At 70.4% G+C, this 15,761-nt stretch carries 15 protein-coding genes and 1 pseudogene; 12 read left to right on the forward strand and 4 right to left on the reverse strand.

Annotation, left to right across the window (positions count from 1 at the left end; all coding sequences use genetic code 11):
- Positions 1-7 precede the first annotated feature (7 nt).
- Positions 8-448, forward strand: a complete 441-nt coding sequence (locus tag OG936_RS31475) for a hypothetical protein (protein WP_406499341.1) — start codon at positions 8-10, stop codon at positions 446-448.
- A 17-nt stretch (positions 449-465) separates the two neighbouring features.
- On the opposite strand, the gene OG936_RS31480 is transcribed toward OG936_RS31475, so the two are convergent.
- The gene (locus tag OG936_RS31480; RefSeq protein ID WP_406499343.1) at positions 466-771 is read right to left on the reverse strand and encodes a YciI family protein; all 306 of its coding nucleotides are present in this window, start codon (positions 769-771) and stop codon (positions 466-468) included.
- Between the two features lie 201 nt (positions 772-972).
- Here OG936_RS31480 and OG936_RS31485 point away from each other — a divergent pair, with 201 nt between their 5' ends.
- Together OG936_RS31485 and mmpA are read left to right on the forward strand one after the other, a co-directional pair.
- Positions 973-1,650 (forward strand): endonuclease V, encoded by a 678-nt coding sequence (locus OG936_RS31485; protein ID WP_406499345.1) that lies wholly within the window; start codon positions 973-975, stop codon positions 1,648-1,650.
- Positions 1,651-1,708: 58 nt separating this feature from the next.
- Positions 1,709-1,852: a morphogenic membrane protein MmpA gene (mmpA, locus tag OG936_RS31490; protein WP_406499347.1), complete on the forward strand. Its 144-nt coding sequence runs from the start codon at positions 1,709-1,711 to the stop codon at positions 1,850-1,852.
- Between the two features lie 50 nt (positions 1,853-1,902).
- Here mmpA and OG936_RS31495 read toward each other — a convergent pair whose 3' ends face one another.
- Together OG936_RS31495 and OG936_RS31500 are read right to left on the reverse strand one after the other, a co-directional pair.
- Positions 1,903-2,934 carry a peptidoglycan-binding protein gene (locus OG936_RS31495; RefSeq protein ID WP_406499348.1) on the reverse strand — a complete coding sequence of 344 codons (1,032 nt, stop codon included), beginning with the start codon at positions 2,932-2,934 and terminating at the stop codon, positions 1,903-1,905.
- A gap of 649 nt (positions 2,935-3,583) precedes the next feature.
- A complete protein-coding gene (locus OG936_RS31500) occupies positions 3,584-4,774 on the reverse strand; it encodes a saccharopine dehydrogenase family protein (protein ID WP_406499349.1) in 1,191 nt (396 codons plus the stop codon).
- Between the two features lie 201 nt (positions 4,775-4,975).
- Between OG936_RS31500 and OG936_RS31505 the strand changes: the two genes are divergently transcribed.
- The 4 genes and pseudogenes from OG936_RS31505 (at position 4,976) to OG936_RS31520 (ending at position 9,958) form a co-directional block, all read left to right on the forward strand.
- Positions 4,976-6,118, forward strand: a complete 1,143-nt coding sequence (locus OG936_RS31505) for a CaiB/BaiF CoA transferase family protein (RefSeq protein ID WP_406500682.1) — start codon at positions 4,976-4,978, stop codon at positions 6,116-6,118.
- Between the two features lie 117 nt (positions 6,119-6,235).
- Positions 6,236-6,496: pseudogene (locus OG936_RS31510) on the forward strand (acyl-CoA dehydrogenase family protein); the annotation flags it as partial.
- A gap of 36 nt (positions 6,497-6,532) precedes the next feature.
- Entirely contained in the window at positions 6,533-7,747 is a 1,215-nt protein-coding gene (locus tag OG936_RS31515; RefSeq protein ID WP_266750308.1) for an acetyl-CoA C-acetyltransferase, read from the forward strand.
- Positions 7,748-7,786: 39 nt separating this feature from the next.
- Positions 7,787-9,958, forward strand: coding sequence for a 3-hydroxyacyl-CoA dehydrogenase NAD-binding domain-containing protein (locus OG936_RS31520; protein ID WP_406499350.1), 2,172 nt, complete (start codon positions 7,787-7,789; stop codon positions 9,956-9,958).
- A 22-nt stretch (positions 9,959-9,980) separates the two neighbouring features.
- Here the strand turns inward: OG936_RS31520 and OG936_RS31525 are convergent, their stop codons facing one another.
- The gene (locus OG936_RS31525; protein WP_406499351.1) at positions 9,981-10,712 is read right to left on the reverse strand and encodes a MerR family transcriptional regulator; all 732 of its coding nucleotides are present in this window, start codon (positions 10,710-10,712) and stop codon (positions 9,981-9,983) included.
- A 148-nt stretch (positions 10,713-10,860) separates the two neighbouring features.
- Here OG936_RS31525 and OG936_RS31530 point away from each other — a divergent pair, with 148 nt between their 5' ends.
- The 5 genes from OG936_RS31530 to OG936_RS31550 all read left to right on the forward strand — a co-directional run bounded on the left by OG936_RS31530 (position 10,861) and on the right by OG936_RS31550 (position 15,668).
- Complete coding sequence (locus OG936_RS31530) at positions 10,861-11,337, forward strand: macro domain-containing protein (protein WP_406499352.1); 477 nt, start codon at positions 10,861-10,863, stop codon at positions 11,335-11,337.
- Between the two features lie 112 nt (positions 11,338-11,449).
- Entirely contained in the window at positions 11,450-11,575 is a 126-nt protein-coding gene (locus OG936_RS31535) for a hypothetical protein (protein WP_406499353.1), read from the forward strand.
- 41 nt (positions 11,576-11,616) lie between these two features.
- Positions 11,617-11,772, forward strand: coding sequence for a hypothetical protein (locus tag OG936_RS31540; protein ID WP_406499354.1), 156 nt, complete (start codon positions 11,617-11,619; stop codon positions 11,770-11,772).
- Between the two features lie 33 nt (positions 11,773-11,805).
- Positions 11,806-12,837 (forward strand): helix-turn-helix transcriptional regulator, encoded by a 1,032-nt coding sequence (locus tag OG936_RS31545; protein ID WP_406499355.1) that lies wholly within the window; start codon positions 11,806-11,808, stop codon positions 12,835-12,837.
- Positions 12,838-12,995: 158 nt separating this feature from the next.
- A complete protein-coding gene (locus OG936_RS31550; protein WP_406499356.1) occupies positions 12,996-15,668 on the forward strand; it encodes a M4 family metallopeptidase in 2,673 nt (890 codons plus the stop codon).
- Positions 15,669-15,761 lie beyond the last annotated feature (93 nt).

A 15,761-nucleotide genomic window follows, 5' to 3' on the forward strand; every position in this document is an offset into this window, starting at 1 on the left:
GCCGACGGTGAGCCCAGGAGGAATCCGTACCGGGTGGCTGCCTCGGGAGTACCGCGACATCGAGGGAGAGGACATGGCGCGGGTGGTGGTGCAGGGCACCGATATCGTCGTGCGCCTGACCTGGCGCGAGAAGGTGGTGGCACGCCACCGCGATGTGCGGGTTCCGGTGTCGGCGCTGCGCCGGCTCTATGTCGAGCCCGACTGGTGGCGGGCGCTTCGCGGTGGGCGCGGTCGGGGCACCTGGATTCCCGCACGGCTGTGCGCGGGCATTCGCCTGCTTCAGGAGGGACAGGACTTCGAGTGGGTACGGGCCGGCAGGCCGGTGCTGTGCGTGGAACTGCGCAGGGGCGCACCGTTCAGCCGGCTGGCGATCTCCGTCCCCGACCCCGAGGAGACGATGCGGGCGCTGCTGCCGCTGGTCCCTCGGGATCGTCCGGGACGAACGTGAGCGGGCCCGGCTGTTCGCTACAGCTGTCCGGGCAACTGCTGGCGGTACGGGGCGAGTTCGTCCGAGGTCTTCGTCGCGATGAACTCCGTGATCCGGTATGCGCACACGCCCCGCTCCGTGAACGGATCCTGCGCCACGATCCGCTCGATCCGCCCGCGGTCGTCCCCGACGGCAAGGATCAAGCCGCCGTCGCGCGGGATTTTGCGGCCCGACGCGATGAACACCCCGGCCGCGTACTGCGCGTCCAGCCAGGCGACATGGTCCGGCAGCAGCGCGTCGACGCGCTCGACGGGGGCGGTGTAGGTCAATTCGAGTACGAACATGATCGCCAGGCTACGGGATGAGGGCGAACCGGCCCCGGGCGGATTCCGGCAGGCCCGCAGCCGTCGACGCGACCGTCCCCCAACCTTCCCCGCAATCGTCCTCTCCCTCGTCCTCGTCATCGCCGAGTCGGCCGTCGGACCCGTTGCCTGGTGCCGCGACCGGCAAAGCTTGCCGGGAGGGGCACTAGACTTGACGGCGCTATGACAACGCTCCCGATGCCTGCCGACGAGGCCGAAGCCCGAGCTGTTCAGGACGCCCTGCGCTCCCGCGTGGTGCTCGACGAGCCCGGCCCGCCGCCCGGCACCGGCCGGGTCACCGGGGTCGATGTCGCCTACGACGACGAGCGCGATGTCGTCGTGGCGGCAGCCGTCGTCCTGGACGAGGTGACGCTCGACGTGGTCGCGCAGACAACCGCCGTCGGCCGGATCAGCTTCCCGTACGTCCCCGGCCTCCTCGCCTTCCGGGAGATCCCGACCGTGCTGGCCGCGCTGGAGTCGCTGCCAATCGACCCCGGACTGGTGATCTGCGACGGATACGGCCTGGCGCACCCGCGCCGCTTCGGGCTCGCCAGCCACCTCGGAGTGCTCACCGGACGCCCGGTGATCGGCGTCGCCAAGAACCCGTTCACCTTCTCGTACGAGCAACCGGGCCCCCGCCGGGGCGACTGGTCGCCGCTGCTCGACGGCGAGGAGGAGGTGGGCCGGGCACTGCGTACCCAGGACGGCGTCAAGCCGGTCTTCGTCTCCGTCGGACACCGGACCGGCCTGGACAACGCCTGCGCCCACACCCTGCTGCTGGCCCGCGACTTCCGTCAGCCGGAGACCACCCGCAGGGCCGACGCACTCTGCCGCCAGGCCCTGCGGGAAGCGACCGCCTGAGTCACCTGAGTATGTGTACGGATAACGTCTGTCGATCACGACCGGCAGACTGGTACGCATGAACGAACACCGAACGTCTACGCGACCTGGAACTGTCTATCTCGCCCAGCGCCGGGTCGCGGTGGGAATGACGCTCGGCATTCTCGCGGGAGCGGCCTGGGTCGTCTCGATGATCTGCACGCTGGTGGCCTGGTCGTTCTGACCCGTCGGGCCCCCTTCGCCCCAAGAGCATGCGCCGCGCAGCCGCCGACGCTACTTGTACCGGTCCGGGCCCTGGGCGTTGAGCAGCGCGCGCCAGGTGTCCTCGTCCCCGATGCCTGTCACGGGCAGTTTCCGGGACGCCTGGAACTCCTTCAGTGACCGCATGGTCGAAAGGGTGTACGTGCCGGAGCTGTCGGTCGGCACCCCCGCGTGGTGAAGCAGGTACTGCACGGCCCTGATGGCCTCGGACTTCGGCGTACGCGAGTCGATCATCGTGATCAGCAGCGGCCAGGTGTCCTTTCCGACCTTGCCGTCGGGCGTCAGGCCGTGAGCCGCCTGGAACTTCTTCACCGCCTCCGCCGTGGCCGGTCCGTAGTCCGCGTCGACCTTCACGTCGAAGCCGTTCGCCCGGAGCAGATACTGCACGGTACGGGCCTTCCAGAGCACATGGCCCTGGCGGGCCAACGGCCATTCCGTGCCCTCCGACCGACGGTCCGACACTTTCGCGGCGGCCTTGGCATCGCCCTCTCCCGCGGTCGGAACCACCCACCACGCAAGGCAGCCGAGGACGAGGAGGAGAAACGCCGAGACGGCCAGGGTCGGGAACGCGATGGGGGAGCGGTCCCGCCAACGGGCCCTCGAATTCCGCTCGCCGTTCCGCTCCGAGGCTCGTGCGGCGGGCACGGCGGGCACGGCGGGCGCGGCGGGTGCGCCGGATCCGGCGGGTTCTGTGGACCCGACACGTTCTGCGGTTACGGGTGGTGGCGTGGCTGCCGGGCGTTTCCGGGCCGTCGAGGCCCCCGCCGCGGCGTCGGCCAGGGCACACGCCCGGACCAGGTCGTCGGCCGGTGCCCGCAGCACCGCATGCAAGTGCTCGACGATCCGGCGCGGCGCGGTGGAGGCGTGAGCGGGATTCAGATAGCGCGACAGGGTGGTCTGGTCGACCCCCAGCCGCTTGGCGAGAGACTGCTGAGTGGGCTTCTCGCGGCCGCCGCGCGCGGACGACTCCCACCAGTTCCTCAGTAACTTGGCGAGCGCTCGCCCCGGATGCTCCTCGTGGCCTGCCACGGTGCTTCCCGTCATCGTTCCTCCCGGACTCGCTGAGTGCATATCCGCAGGTCAGAACCGCGCATCGTGGAGGTGCACAGGTGCATCGACCTGCGGGACGCAGAGCGTAGTGAAAGTCCCTTTCCGTTCTGCACAGTTGAGGAGCGGCAGACCCGTCGGGTCACGCGAACCCACCCCGCTCCCACCCCTTCGAAGGGGGCGCTCCTGCCTGCGCATTCGCGGGGGGCGGGGATGCCCGCGGTCCTCTCAGCCGAGGAACAAGGAGATCTGAATATGCCTCAGACATCACCCGTACGAGTGCGCGTCGCCCTGAACGGCACCGTCGTGGGAGCCTCCCTGGTCGTGCTGGGGGTGATCGCTCCTGCCGTCGTGGCCGCGCCGCCCTCGTCGTACGGGGTCAGCGGTGTGGACACCAGTCACTACAACCACGAGACGGGGGAGGGGAAGGAGGAGGACACGGCGATCGACTGGAACCGTGCTGGTCCCGCTGACCGGAGCCGCAGGAGAAATGACAGAGAAATGACAAGTGCCGGCCACCCCACCCGGGGCGGCCGGCACCGCCACCCCGACAGCACCGCCCCGTCACGCCGTCGGCACCGCACGCCGTACGCCTTACCGCACGCCCAACCCGTCCGGGCGTCCGAACGCCCGGCGGCCCGCCCGCTCAGCGCGTCGCCGCGACCCGGAAGCGCAGTCCCGCCGCGCGCAGCCGCCCCAGGAGCGCGTCGCCCATCGCGACGGCCGTGGTGACCTGACCCGATGTCGCCGGCAGCTCGTCCAGGGCGAGGCAGAGCGCGGACTCGGCCAGCATCTTCGCCGATTCGTCGTAACCGGGGTCGCCGCCCGACACCTCGGTGAAGACCCGTCGCCCGCCGCCCTCGCCGACGAAACGCACGGCGAACCAGCTGCGCCCCCGGCGCTCGGCGTCCGGGCCCTCGCCCGGCTCGTACCGGTCCATCAGCCAGGACCGCGCGGCCGGTACCTGCGCGGCACCCAGAAGAGCGCCCATCGCGGCCGTTCCGCCCAGCGCCACGGGCAGATGCCGCACCGAGGCGAAGTGGCGGTAGCGGAAGTCGGGGCCGTACCGGGCGAGCGCCCGCGCCGAACGCTCGACGATCCGCGGGTCCAGCGTGGGCAGCGGCAGCGCCCAGGTGCCGGTCTGCGTACTGAAGTGCGGAGCGCCGAGAGGGGCGCGGGCGCGGCGGGCCACCAGACGGGGCTCGTGCAGGCGGCGTTCCCGCGCGGCGCGCAGCATCCGGGGGCCGCGGCCCATCGCGATGAGCGCGGAGGCGAACGTACCGCCGGAGAAGGCGGCGTTGCTGCGGACGAACCCGTCAATGCTCAGCGGCACGTCCGGCGGCAGCTGCCGGACGGTGAAGTACACCCCGAGGTCGTGCGGTACGGAATCGAATCCGCAGGCGTGCACGAGCCGTGCCCCGGTCTCGCGGGCCCGTGCGTCGTGCTCCAGATACATCCGGTCCACGAACTCCGCCTCGCCGGTGAGGTCCGCGTAGTCCGTTCCGGCCTCGGCGCAGGCCGCGACCAGCTGTTCGCCGTACCAGACGTAGGGGCCCACCGTCGTCGCCACCACATGGGCGGATTCAGCGAGTTCGCGCAGCGCGTGCGCGTCGTCGGCGTCGGCACGCAGCAGCGGGAGATCCGCGCAGCGCGGCTCGATCGCGGTGAGGCGTTCGCGCAGCTGTTCAAGTTTGGTCCGGTTGCGTCCGGCCACGGCCCAGCGGAAGCCGGCGGGTGCGTGGGCGGCGAGATATTCGGCGGTGAGGGTGCCCACGAAGCCGGTGGCACCGAAGAGGACCACGTCATAGGGGCGTTGTGCCCCGTTCTGCCTGTTCACGAGAGCCTCCGCAGGGGCCGGCGCCGACATAGCAGGCAGAGGTTAGCGGAGGGGTCGTGGCGGTATGCGGCCGGGCGGCGATCGTGAGGGAGGATCCGGGAGAACGCGCTAAGCGCTTGCTCGGCCAAAGGGGTTGCGGAGCGCGGTGCATTCTTAGCATCATCACTGTTACATCAGTTGTGTCATACCGCTGGGGGCTTGATGGCAACGACAGAGCACGGCCCGCTGGCAGGCGTGCGCGTGGTCGAACTGGCAGGCATCGGACCCGGCCCGTTCGCCGCGATGCTCCTCGCGGACCTCGGCGCCGATGTCGTCAGGGTCGACCGGCCCGGCGGCTCCGGGCTCGGCATCGACCCCGCGTACGACCTCACCAACCGCAACAAACGTTCCGTGCTCATCGACCTCAAGGCCGAGGACGGGCCCGCCAAGGCGCTCGATCTGGCCGAGCGCGCCGACATCCTGATCGAGGGCTACCGGCCGGGCGTCGCCGAACGCCTCGGCGTCGGCCCCGACGCCGCCCTCGCCCGTAACCCGCGACTCGTCTACGGACGGATGACCGGCTGGGGCCAGGACGGACCGCTCGCGGAACGAGCCGGCCACGACATCGCCTACATCGCCGTCACCGGCACCCTTTCCGTGATTGGCCGGCCCGGGGAGCCGCCCACCGTCCCGGCCAATCTGGTCGGTGACTACGCGGGCGGCTCGCTCTATCTGGTCGTCGGCGTCCTCGCCGCCCTCCAGCACGCCCGCACCCCCGGCGGCCGGGGCCAGGTCGTGGACGCGGCGATCGTCGACGGAGCCGCCCACCTCGCCACGATGATTCACGGAATGCTGGCGGCGGGCGGCTGGCAGGACCGGCGCGGCTCCAACCTCCTGGACGGTGGCTGCCCGTTCTACGGTTCGTACGAGACCGCCGACGGCCAGTACATGGCGGTCGGCCCGCTGGAGCAGCGGTTCTACGACGAGTTCAGCACGCTCCTCGGCATCGGGGAAGGGGCCCCGGACCGGCGCGACATCACCCGCTGGGAGGAGTTGCGCGCGCTCGTCGCCGACCGGTTCAGGACCCGTACGCGCGCGGAATGGACCGAGGTGTTCGAGGGCACGGACGCCTGCGTGGCCCCCGTCCTCTCGCTCCGTGAGGCGCCTCACCATCCGCACATCGCCGCCCGTTCCACCTTCGTCGAGCACGGCGGACTCACCCAGCCCGCCCCCGCACCGCGCTTCTCCGCCACTCCCGTCTCCGTGCGCAGCGGGCCCGCGCGGCCCGGCGCGGACACCGAGGCCGTTGCCGCAGACTGGGACGTACCCGGCATCATCAGGTCCCGGAAGGATGCCACCGGCTGATGGGACTTTCCCTGCCTCGCCCCCGTCCTGCGCCGTCCCGGCCGGCTCCGAACCGGGCGGACCCGAACCGGGCCGGTCCCCACTGTCAAGAACCGGCTCCAGGAGGCCCCGCGCACCGTCTCCCGCACCTTCATCGACCGCTGCATCGTCGACCACTCCGACGGAACCCTCGACGCCGTACACGCCTCGACGGCCAAGTGGTGGGCCACCGAACTGCAGAAGCGCGTCGCCGACCGCTGCCTCCAACTTCACCGCGACTACGGCTACATGACGGAGTATCCGGTCACCGAGGCGTTCACCGACGGCCGTATCCAGACCATCTACGGCGGCACGACCGAGATCATGAAGGAGATCATCGGCCGCTCGCTGCCCGCCTGACCCCTGACGCACCACCACCCTCGAAAGGCTGCTGACTTGAGTACCGAAGCGTTCGTCTACGACGCGATCCGCACCCCGCGCGGCCGCGGTAAGGCCAACGGCGCCCTGCACGGCACCAAGCCGATCGACCTCGTCGTCGGCCTCATCCACGAAATCCGCAGCCGCTTCCCCGGCCTGGACCCGGCGGCCATCGACGACATCGTCCTCGGCGTGGTCAGCCCGCTCGGCGACCAGGGCTCCGACATCGCCCGGATCGCCGCCATCGCCGCCGGTCTCCCCGACTCCGTAGCGGGCGTCCAGGAGAACCGCTTCTGCGCGTCGGGCCTGGAAGCCGTCAACCTTGCCGCCGCCAAGGTCCGTTCGGGCTGGGAGGACCTCGTCCTCGCGGGCGGCGTCGAGTCGATGTCCCGTGTCCCGATGGGCTCCGACGGCGGCGCCTGGGCGATGGACCCGATGACCAACTTCGACACCGGATTCGCCCCGCAGGGCGTCGGAGCCGACCTCATCGCCACCATCGAGGGCTTCTCCCGCCGCGACGTCGACGAATTCGCCGCACTCTCCCAGGAACGCGCCGCCGAAGCGTGGAAGGACGGCCGCTTCGCGCGCTCCGTCGTCCCCGTCAAGGACCGCAACGGCCTCGTCGTCCTCGACCACGACGAACACCTGCGGCCCGGCACCACCGCCGACTCGCTCGCCGCGCTCAAGCCGTCCTTCGCCACGATCGGCGAAATGGGCGGCTTCGACGCCGTCGCGCTGCAGAAGTACCACTGGGTCGAGAAGATCGACCACGTCCACCACGCGGGCAACTCCTCCGGCATCGTCGACGGGGCCGCGCTCGTCGCGATCGGCAACAAGGAGACCGGCGAGCGGTACGGACTCACGCCGCGCGCCCGGATCGTCTCCGCCGCCGTCTCCGGCTCCGAGCCCACCATCATGCTCACCGGTCCCGCGCCCGCCACCCGCAAGGCCCTCGCCAAGGCCGGGCTGACCATCGACGACATCGACCTCGTCGAGATCAACGAGGCGTTCGCCGGCGTCGTGCTGCGGTTCGCCAGGGACATGGGGCTCTCCCTCGACAAGATCAACGTCAACGGCGGCGCCATCGCGCTCGGCCACCCGCTCGGCGCCACCGGCGCGATGATCCTCGGCACCCTCATCGACGAACTGGAGCGGCGCGACAAGCGGTACGGCCTCGCCACCCTCTGCGTCGGCGGCGGCATGGGCATCGCCACCGTCATCGAGCGTCTCTGACCGTTCCCCGGCCACCCCTGCTTACGGAGAAGAAGAGCAATGACCGAGAGCACGACCATCCGCTGGGAACAGGACGAGACCGGCGTCGTCACCCTCGTACTCGACGACCCCGACCAGTCCGCCAACACGATGAACCAGGCATTCAAGGACTCCATCGCGGCCATCGCCGACCGCGCCGAGGCCGAGAAGGAATCCATCCGCGGCATCATCTACACCTCCGCGAAGAAGACCTTCTTCGCGGGCGGCGACCTCAAGGACATGATCAAGGTCGGTCCCGAGAACGCCCAGCAGGCCTTCGACACCGGCACCGCCATCAAGAACTCGCTGCGTCGCATCGAGACCCTCGGCATCCCCGTCGTCGCCGCCATCAACGGCGCGGCGCTCGGCGGCGGTTACGAGATCGCCCTCGCCTCGCACCACCGCGTCGCCCTCGACGCACCCGGCTCCCGGATCGGCCTGCCCGAGGTCACCCTCGGTCTGCTGCCCGCGGGCGGCGGCGTCACCCGCACCGTACGCCTCATGGGCATCGCCGACGCGCTGCTGAAGGTCCTCCTCCAGGGCACCCAGTACACCCCGCGGCGCGCCGTGGAGAACGGCCTGGTCCACGAGGTCGCCGCCACCCGGGAGGAGATGCTCGACAAGGCCCGCGCCTTCATCGACGCCAACCCGGAGTCCCAGCAGCCCTGGGACGTCAAGGGATACCGGATCCCAGGGGGCACCCCGTCGAACCCGAAGTTCGCCGCGAATCTGCCCGCCTTCCCGGCCAATCTGAAGAAGCAGATCGCCGGCGCCCCGATGCCCGCGCCCCGCAACATCCTGGCCGCCGCCGTCGAGGGCTCGCAGGTCGACTTCGAGACCGCGTTGACCATCGAAGCCCGCTACTTCACCGAACTGGTCACCGGCCAGGTCGCGAAGAACATGATCCAGGCGTTCTTCTTCGACCTCCAGGCCGTCAACTCCGGCGCCGGCCGCCCCAAGGGCATCGAGGAGCGCCAGGTCCGCAAGGTCGCCGTGCTCGGCGCCGGGATGATGGGCGCGGGCATCGCGTACTCCTGCGCCCGCGCCGGCATCGACGTCGTCCTCAAGGACGTCTCTCAGGAGGCCGCAGCCAAGGGCAAGGCGTACAGCGAGAAACTCCTCGACAAGGCGCTCTCCCGGGGCCGTACCACCGAGGCCGAGCGCGACGCGCTGCTGGCCCGCATCACCCCGACCGGCGATCCGGCAGACCTGGCGGGCTGCGACGCCGTCATCGAGGCCGTTTTCGAGGACACCGCGCTCAAGCACAAGGTGTTCCAGGAGGTCCAGGACATCATCGAGCCGGAGGCGCTGCTCTGCTCCAACACCTCGACCCTGCCCATCACGGTCCTCGCCGAGGGCGTCTCGCGTCCGGTCGACTTCATCGGGCTGCACTTCTTCTCGCCCGTGGACAAGATGCCGCTCGTCGAGATCATCAAGGGCGAGAAGACCGGCGACGAGGCCCTGGCCCGCGCCTTCGACCTGGTGCGCCGGATCAAGAAGACCCCGATCGTCGTCAACGACTCCCGTGGCTTCTTCACCTCGCGCGTCATCGGCCAGTTCATCAACGAGGGCGTCGCCATGGTCGGCGAGGGCGTCGAGTCCGCATCGGTCGAGCAGGCCGCGGCGCAGTCCGGCTACCCGGCCAAGGTGCTCTCCCTGATGGACGAGCTGACCCTCACCCTGCCCCGCAAGATCCGCAACGAGACCAGGCGTGCCGTGGAAGCCGCCGGCGGCACCTGGGCCGAACACCCGGCGGACGCGGTCATCGACCGGATGGTCGACGAGTTCGACCGCCCGGGACGCAGCGGCGGCGCGGGCTTCTACGAGTACGACGAGGCGGGCAAGCGCACCCGTCTCTGGCCGGGGCTGCGGGAGCACTTCACGAAGCCGGACACGGACATCTCCTTCATCGACATGAAGGAGCGGATGCTGTTCTCCGAGGCGCTGGACAGTGTCCGCTGCCTGGAGGAGAACGTCCTCGTCTCCGTCGCCGACGCCAACATCGGCTCCATCATGGGCATCGGCTTCCCGCCGTGGACCGGCGGCGTGCTCCAGTACATCAACGGGTACGAGGGCGGTCTGCCCGGCTTCGTCGCCCGCGCCCGGGAGCTCGCCGAGCGCTACGGCGACCGGTTCCTGCCGCCCGCGCTGCTCGTGGAGAAGGCCGAGAAGGGCGAGACCTTCCACGACTGACGGCAAGCCCCGCGGGCCGCGTTCACTCCGCCGTGAACGCGGCCCGCAGCTCCTCCTTCAACGACCGCTGGAACGCGGTCACCAGCGCCTGCAGCACCATCGGCTGCATATGGGCCGACAGCGACTTCATCGCCGCCACGTGCTCCGGGTCCGACTCCCGTTCCCGGTACGGACCCCACACCTCGTCCCGGAACAGCCGGGTCAGCTCCTGCGCGGCCGACCGGGAGTGGTCCAGCAAAACCGTGCGCGCGGCCAGAATCGTCTCGTGCGCGATCGGTACGTCGAGCAGTTCGACCCCGAGCCGCAGCAGCCCCGGGTCCACCCGGTAGGTGCCGTCGACCGGCTCCGCGCGCTCCAGCACACCCATCGCGGCCAGCCGCGCCATGTCCTGCCCGGTCAGCGCCCGGCCCGCCCGCCGTTCCAGTTCCGCCCGCGTCGCGTCCTCCGCCGCATCGGGCGCCCAGGACGCCACCAGCGCCCGGTGGATCGCCAGGTCGTGGGCGCTCAGGTCCGGCGGCAGCTGTACCAGATAGCGTTCGATCGCGGCCAGCGTCATGCCCTGGTGCTGAAGCTCCTCGATGAGCGCGAGCCGGGACAGATGCTCATGCCCGTAGTGCCCGACACGACGGGGACCGATCACCGGCGGCGGCAGCAGACCCCGGGTGCTGTAGAAACGCACGGTGCGTACGGTGACACCGGCGCGCGCCGCCAGCTCGTCGACGGTGAGCGTCGGGTCCGCGGTCCCGGTCGTCATGTCTGCTCCTCGCGTTCCGACCCAGCGGTGAACTGCTGCGTCTGCATCAGTCAGGTGCACCAGTATTGCTGTCTCACCAAAGCTGTGAAAGCTCCCGGCGGCATCCCGGCGCGGTCCCGCTGTCAGTGGTGGCTCCTACGCTGGTGTCATGTCGGAGATCACGTACGTACGGGGCGACGCGACCACCCCACAGGGCAAGGGCGTCAAGCTGATCGCGCATGTCTGCAACGACCTGGGCGGCTGGGGCAAGGGCTTCGTCCTGGCCGTTTCGCGTCGCTGGCCCGAACCGGAGAAGGCCTACCGTCACTGGCACCGGGAGCGCGCGGACAACGACTTCGGCCTCGGCGCGGCCCAGTTCGTCCAGGTGGGTCCGTACCTCTGGGTGGCGAACATGGTGGGCCAGCGGGGGATGCGTACGGGCAGCAAGGGGGTCCCGGTGCGCTACGAGGCGATCGACACGGCCCTGGGCTCCGTGGCCGACCGGGCCGTCGAACTGGGGGCTTCGGTCCACATGCCGCGGATCGGCTGCGGACTGGCGGGCGGCACCTGGTCCCGAATCGAGCCGCTGATAGCGAAGCGGCTGCTGAGCCGGGGCATATCGGTGACGGTGTACGACTACGACTAGGCCCAGGGCACGGAGCCCGGCCCGGCACGGACCCCGGATCGGCATGGACCCACGCTCCCGCTCCAACCCCCGATAGGCCGGGGCTATCTGGGGCATGCGCCAACCGCGCGTTGTGACAGCCCTTCCCCTGCGTCGGCCCGACCTGGTCCGGCATGTGCGGCCGGTCGGCCCCGACTGCGCCACGGTCAGGGCGCCCCGGAACGTGGAGGCCGGACTCCGCACGGAACTCGCCGGATAGTCTGACTCCCGTCAACGACGTACCAGGAAGGGGTGGGCCCGGTGGCGGGTGTCCAGGCAGCGCGCAAGGTGTGCGAACGCTACGGCGCGGACGGCGGCTGGACGGCGGTGACCGCGCCGGTCAACGGTGCCCGGGACTGCGGCAACGTCCGGCCCGCGTCGTCCGACGCGTTCGCACCCCACCTGAACAGGGCTTGAGCCCTGCACCCCGACGACCGGACGCACGACCCGATGGGCGCGTCCCTGCTCACTCTGCTCGGTCTCGGACCGGACGAGGACGCGGTCTACCGGCTGCTCGTGGACCGTCCCGACAGTGAACCGGCCGCGCTCGCGGGCCCATTGAGCGACCACACGGTGGCCAGCGCCCTCGACGCGCTCGTCGAACGCGGGCTCGCCAGCGCCGACCGGCCGGATGCCGACGGCGCCTTCCGCTACCGTGCCGCCTCGCCCGTCCTCGCACTCGGGCCGCTCCTGGAATCCCGGCGGGCCGCCCTGCACCGGGTCGAGTCGCTCGTCGGCGACCTCACCGAGCGGCACCGCTCCGCGCAGGCGCACGCGTCGGGAGCACCCGTGGAGGTGCTGTCCGGTCCGGCGGCGATCCGGCGACGCCTGCTGACCATGCAGCGTCAGGCCAGGAGCGAGGTGTGCACCCTGGTGCCGGCCAGGCACGCGCCCGCGGTGCTCTCCTTCGCGGACAACCACGAGCAGGCGGACTCCGAACTGATGCGCCGCGGTGTGACGGTGCGCAGTGTCGTCGAACGCACCTGGCTGGAGCAACGGGAGGCCGCGACCCTGCTGGCCTCCTGTGTCGCCCAGGGTCAGCACATCTCCGTCACGGACCGGCTGCCGATCAAGCTCGTCATCGTGGACCGCCGTATCGCGCTGCTGCCCCTGGACCCGGAGCGCGAGAACGAACCCGTGGCGCTCGTGGTGCACCGTACCGGCCTGCTCACCGCTCTCGGGTCGCTCTTCGACGAGCACTTCGACAAGGGATGGCGGCTGAGTGTCTCCGGCGTCGCCGTCGAGGAGGAGCACCCCGTCGCGGCGGTCGACCGGGAGATCGTCGCCCTCCTCCACGTCGGGCTGACCGATGCCGCCATCGCCCGTCAACTGGGCATGGGCCATCGCACCGTTCAGCGACGCCTGCACGCCCTGATGGACGAGGTCGGCGCCGCGACCCGATTCCAACTCGGCTGGTACGCGGCCCGCGCGGGCTGGCTGGACGACGAAACCGGCAACTCGGTTCCGTCGCAGGTTCCTTGAGGCGTATTTACGCCGCGGCATGTTCGCGCCAGGTCCATCTCTTGTTAGCGGAACCCCGCATACCGAAACATCGACCCCGTCAACCGGATGGGACGCGCGCGTCCCCCGGAGAGGTGCGCGATGGGGAGGGTTCTGTGAAGAGAACGAGGATACGGCGGATGCTGGCGACCGGTGTGGTCGTCGCCGCCACCGGATCGGCACTGCTGACCGCGCCGGCCTGGGCGGACGACACCACCGCCGCGGCCACGACGGCGACGAGCCCGGTGCCGGTCGCTCCCGCGATGACCCAGGGGCTGGACAAGTCCGCCCGCGCGGGCACGCCCGCCGAGGCCGCCCGGGCCCACCTGAAGGCCCACAAGGACACGTACAAGGTGCCCGTCTCCGACCTGAAGACGGTGCAGACGACCAAGGACGGCAAGCAGTCCTCGGTCCGCTTCCAGCAGAAGCGCGACGGTGTCCCGGTCTTCGGCGCCGAGTACGCGGTGCAGACGGAGGCGGCCGACGGCGGCCAGCAGGTCACCTCCGCGACCGGCACCCTCTACACGGACCTCACGGTCTCCACCACACCGAAGGTGGCCGAAGCCACCGCGAAGCAGCGGATGTTCACGCTCGACCGCGGCCTGCGCGGCGTGCAGGGCGCGAAGACCGAGGCGCACGGCCTGTCCGTGCTGCCCGACGCCCACGGCGGCAGGCTGGCCTGGCACTTCACCGTCACCGGCGGCAAGGCGGACGGCAGCCCGGTGCGCCAGGAGGTGTATGTCGACGCGCGCGTGGGCGGCATCGCGCTCTCGTACAACAACGTCGACGCGGCCGACGCGTCGCCCGCGGAGGGGACGGGCGTACGCGTCGACGGCGGCGAGTCGAAGCTGAACGTCAACAAGGAGGCGGACGGCTCGTACACGCTCGTCGACTCCACGCGCGCCATGTACCCGCAGACCGGCGGCCAGATCCGCACGTACGACGCCGACCGCAAGCAATACACGGCCGTAGCGGGAGGTCCGGTCACCGACGACATCCGGCTGGGCACGTCGGCGAGCGACCGCTTCGACGGCGCGAATACCTCGTCGGGCGCGGTCGACGCGCACCTGAACGCGGCGAAGGTCTACGAGTACTACAAGGACCAGATCGGCCGCGACGGTGTCGACGGCAAGGGCGGCACGATCTACTCCGTCGTCAACGTCGCCGCCAACGGCAAGGACTACGCCAACGCCTTCTGGGACGGTTCCAAGATGGTCTACGGCCACATGGACGGCGTGCCGCTGTCCGTGGGCCTGGACGTCGTCGGCCACGAGATGACACACGGCGTCACCGAGCACTCCGCCGGGCTCGTCTACCTCAATCAGTCGGGTGCGCTCAACGAGGCGATATCCGACTACTTCGGCAACGCCATGGAGACCGCCGACAAGGGCATCGCGATGAGCGACCCGACGTCCGGCCTCATCGGGGAGTACCTCTGCAACGGCACGAAGCCGCTGGAGGACTGCGCCCTGCGCGACCTGAACGACGGACGCAACGCGCAGCAGGACTACCAGCCCATCACGCTCGACATCGACAACGGCGGAGTGCACTACAACTCCACCATCGTCGGCGGTGCGCTGTGGGACATGCGCAAGAACATCGACAGCAAGCTCGCCGACCGGATCATCTACCGGTCCGCGCAGAACTACCTCACACCGCTGTCCGGCTTCACCGACATGCGTAACGCGGTCACCCTGGCGGCCAAGTCCCTGAACGTCTCGAAGGCCGATCTCGCCGTCATCGACAAGGCCTTCGACGACCACGGCATCGAGACCGGCTGGGAGCAGAAGGGCGGCACGCACGACGGCACCACCATCGGCGCCGACATCCTGCCCGCGTACGAGGTCTACGGCGGGATCGACGAGCAGGCCGCCCAGATCAACGGCGACGTCTACGCGATCAGCCACGGCGACGCCATCGCCTGGGACCAGGGCAGCGCCGCCTTCGGCATCACCGTGGGCCGCTTCGACAAGAAGCCGACGCACGAACTGGCCCAGAAGGACGCCTACCTGCTCGACCCCTCCCTGGACGACGACCGCATCGTCTTCACCCGGATCGCCGCCGACGGCATCGGGATCTACCAGGCCGGTGACAAGGGCCAGGGCGCGATCAAGAAGCTGGTCGACCGGCCGGACGCCGACGAGACCGAGCCGGTGACCGACCACGGCGCGCTCGCCTACATCAGCACCACCGCCGACGGCGAGCAGGACGTCATGCTCCGCAAGGCCGACGGCACGACGGTCAACGTCACCCCGGAGGCAGGCACCAAGGCAGCCCGCCTCGCGATGAAGAACGGCACGATCGCCTGGGCCGGTGGCGACGGCACGTACGTCTACGTCCACGACATCGCGAAGGGCACCACGCAGACCAAGCGGATCACCGGCTTCCTCTTCAACTGGGTCTCCGACATCCAGATCACCTCGGACCGCGTCTTCTGGCGCGAGACGGGCGGCTTCCTGATCCCGAGCACGACGTTCATGTCGGCGCCGCTCGACGACCTGTCCAAAGCCGCGAAGCTGCGCTACCCGTCGAGCGCCTACGTCGCCCAGTTCTCGGTGAACGACGACTACTTCGCCTACTCCACCTACGACCTCTGGGGCGCGCTCGGCGCCTGGAACGGTCCGGTGAAGGCGATGGTCTCCAAGACCGCCGACGTGCTCGACGGTCTCAACAACTACACCCGCGTCTCCTGCTCCTCCGGCTCCCAGCTGGCCCCGTCCCTCGGTGACGGCCAGCGCGTCGCGTGGCTCGACACGAGCGCCGCGGCCACCGATGTGGTGACCCGCGAGACGTTCGCCGGAACCTGCGAGTAGTCCCGGGCCGTCCCGCACAGCCGGGCGGGGTGCCCACCGGAGTCCGCGGACTCCGGTGGGCACCCCGCCCGCGCCCGTGCCGGGGCACACGAG

It is taken from the genome of Streptomyces sp. NBC_00846, from assembly GCF_045207325.1.
Taxonomy (GTDB): domain Bacteria; phylum Actinomycetota; class Actinomycetes; order Streptomycetales; family Streptomycetaceae; genus Streptomyces.

Excerpts from the sequence above, each read along its gene's own strand:
- OG936_RS31480 (WP_406499343.1), bottom strand. The coding sequence starts at position 771 with ATGTTCGTACTCGAATTGACCTACACCGCCCCCGTCGAGCGCGTCGAC.
- OG936_RS31485 (WP_406499345.1), top strand. The coding sequence starts at position 973 with ATGACAACGCTCCCGATGCCTGCCGACGAGGCCGAAGCCCGAGCTGTT.
- mmpA (WP_406499347.1), top strand. The coding sequence starts at position 1,709 with ATGAACGAACACCGAACGTCTACGCGACCTGGAACTGTCTATCTCGCC.
- OG936_RS31495 (WP_406499348.1), bottom strand. The coding sequence starts at position 2,934 with ATGACGGGAAGCACCGTGGCAGGCCACGAGGAGCATCCGGGGCGAGCG.
- OG936_RS31505 (WP_406500682.1), top strand. The coding sequence starts at position 4,976 with ATGGCAACGACAGAGCACGGCCCGCTGGCAGGCGTGCGCGTGGTCGAA.
- OG936_RS31520 (WP_406499350.1), top strand. The coding sequence starts at position 7,787 with ATGACCGAGAGCACGACCATCCGCTGGGAACAGGACGAGACCGGCGTC.
- OG936_RS31525 (WP_406499351.1), bottom strand. The coding sequence starts at position 10,712 with ATGACGACCGGGACCGCGGACCCGACGCTCACCGTCGACGAGCTGGCG.
- OG936_RS31530 (WP_406499352.1), top strand. The coding sequence starts at position 10,861 with ATGTCGGAGATCACGTACGTACGGGGCGACGCGACCACCCCACAGGGC.
- OG936_RS31545 (WP_406499355.1), top strand. The coding sequence starts at position 11,806 with ATGGGCGCGTCCCTGCTCACTCTGCTCGGTCTCGGACCGGACGAGGAC.
- OG936_RS31550 (WP_406499356.1), top strand. The coding sequence starts at position 12,996 with ATGCTGGCGACCGGTGTGGTCGTCGCCGCCACCGGATCGGCACTGCTG.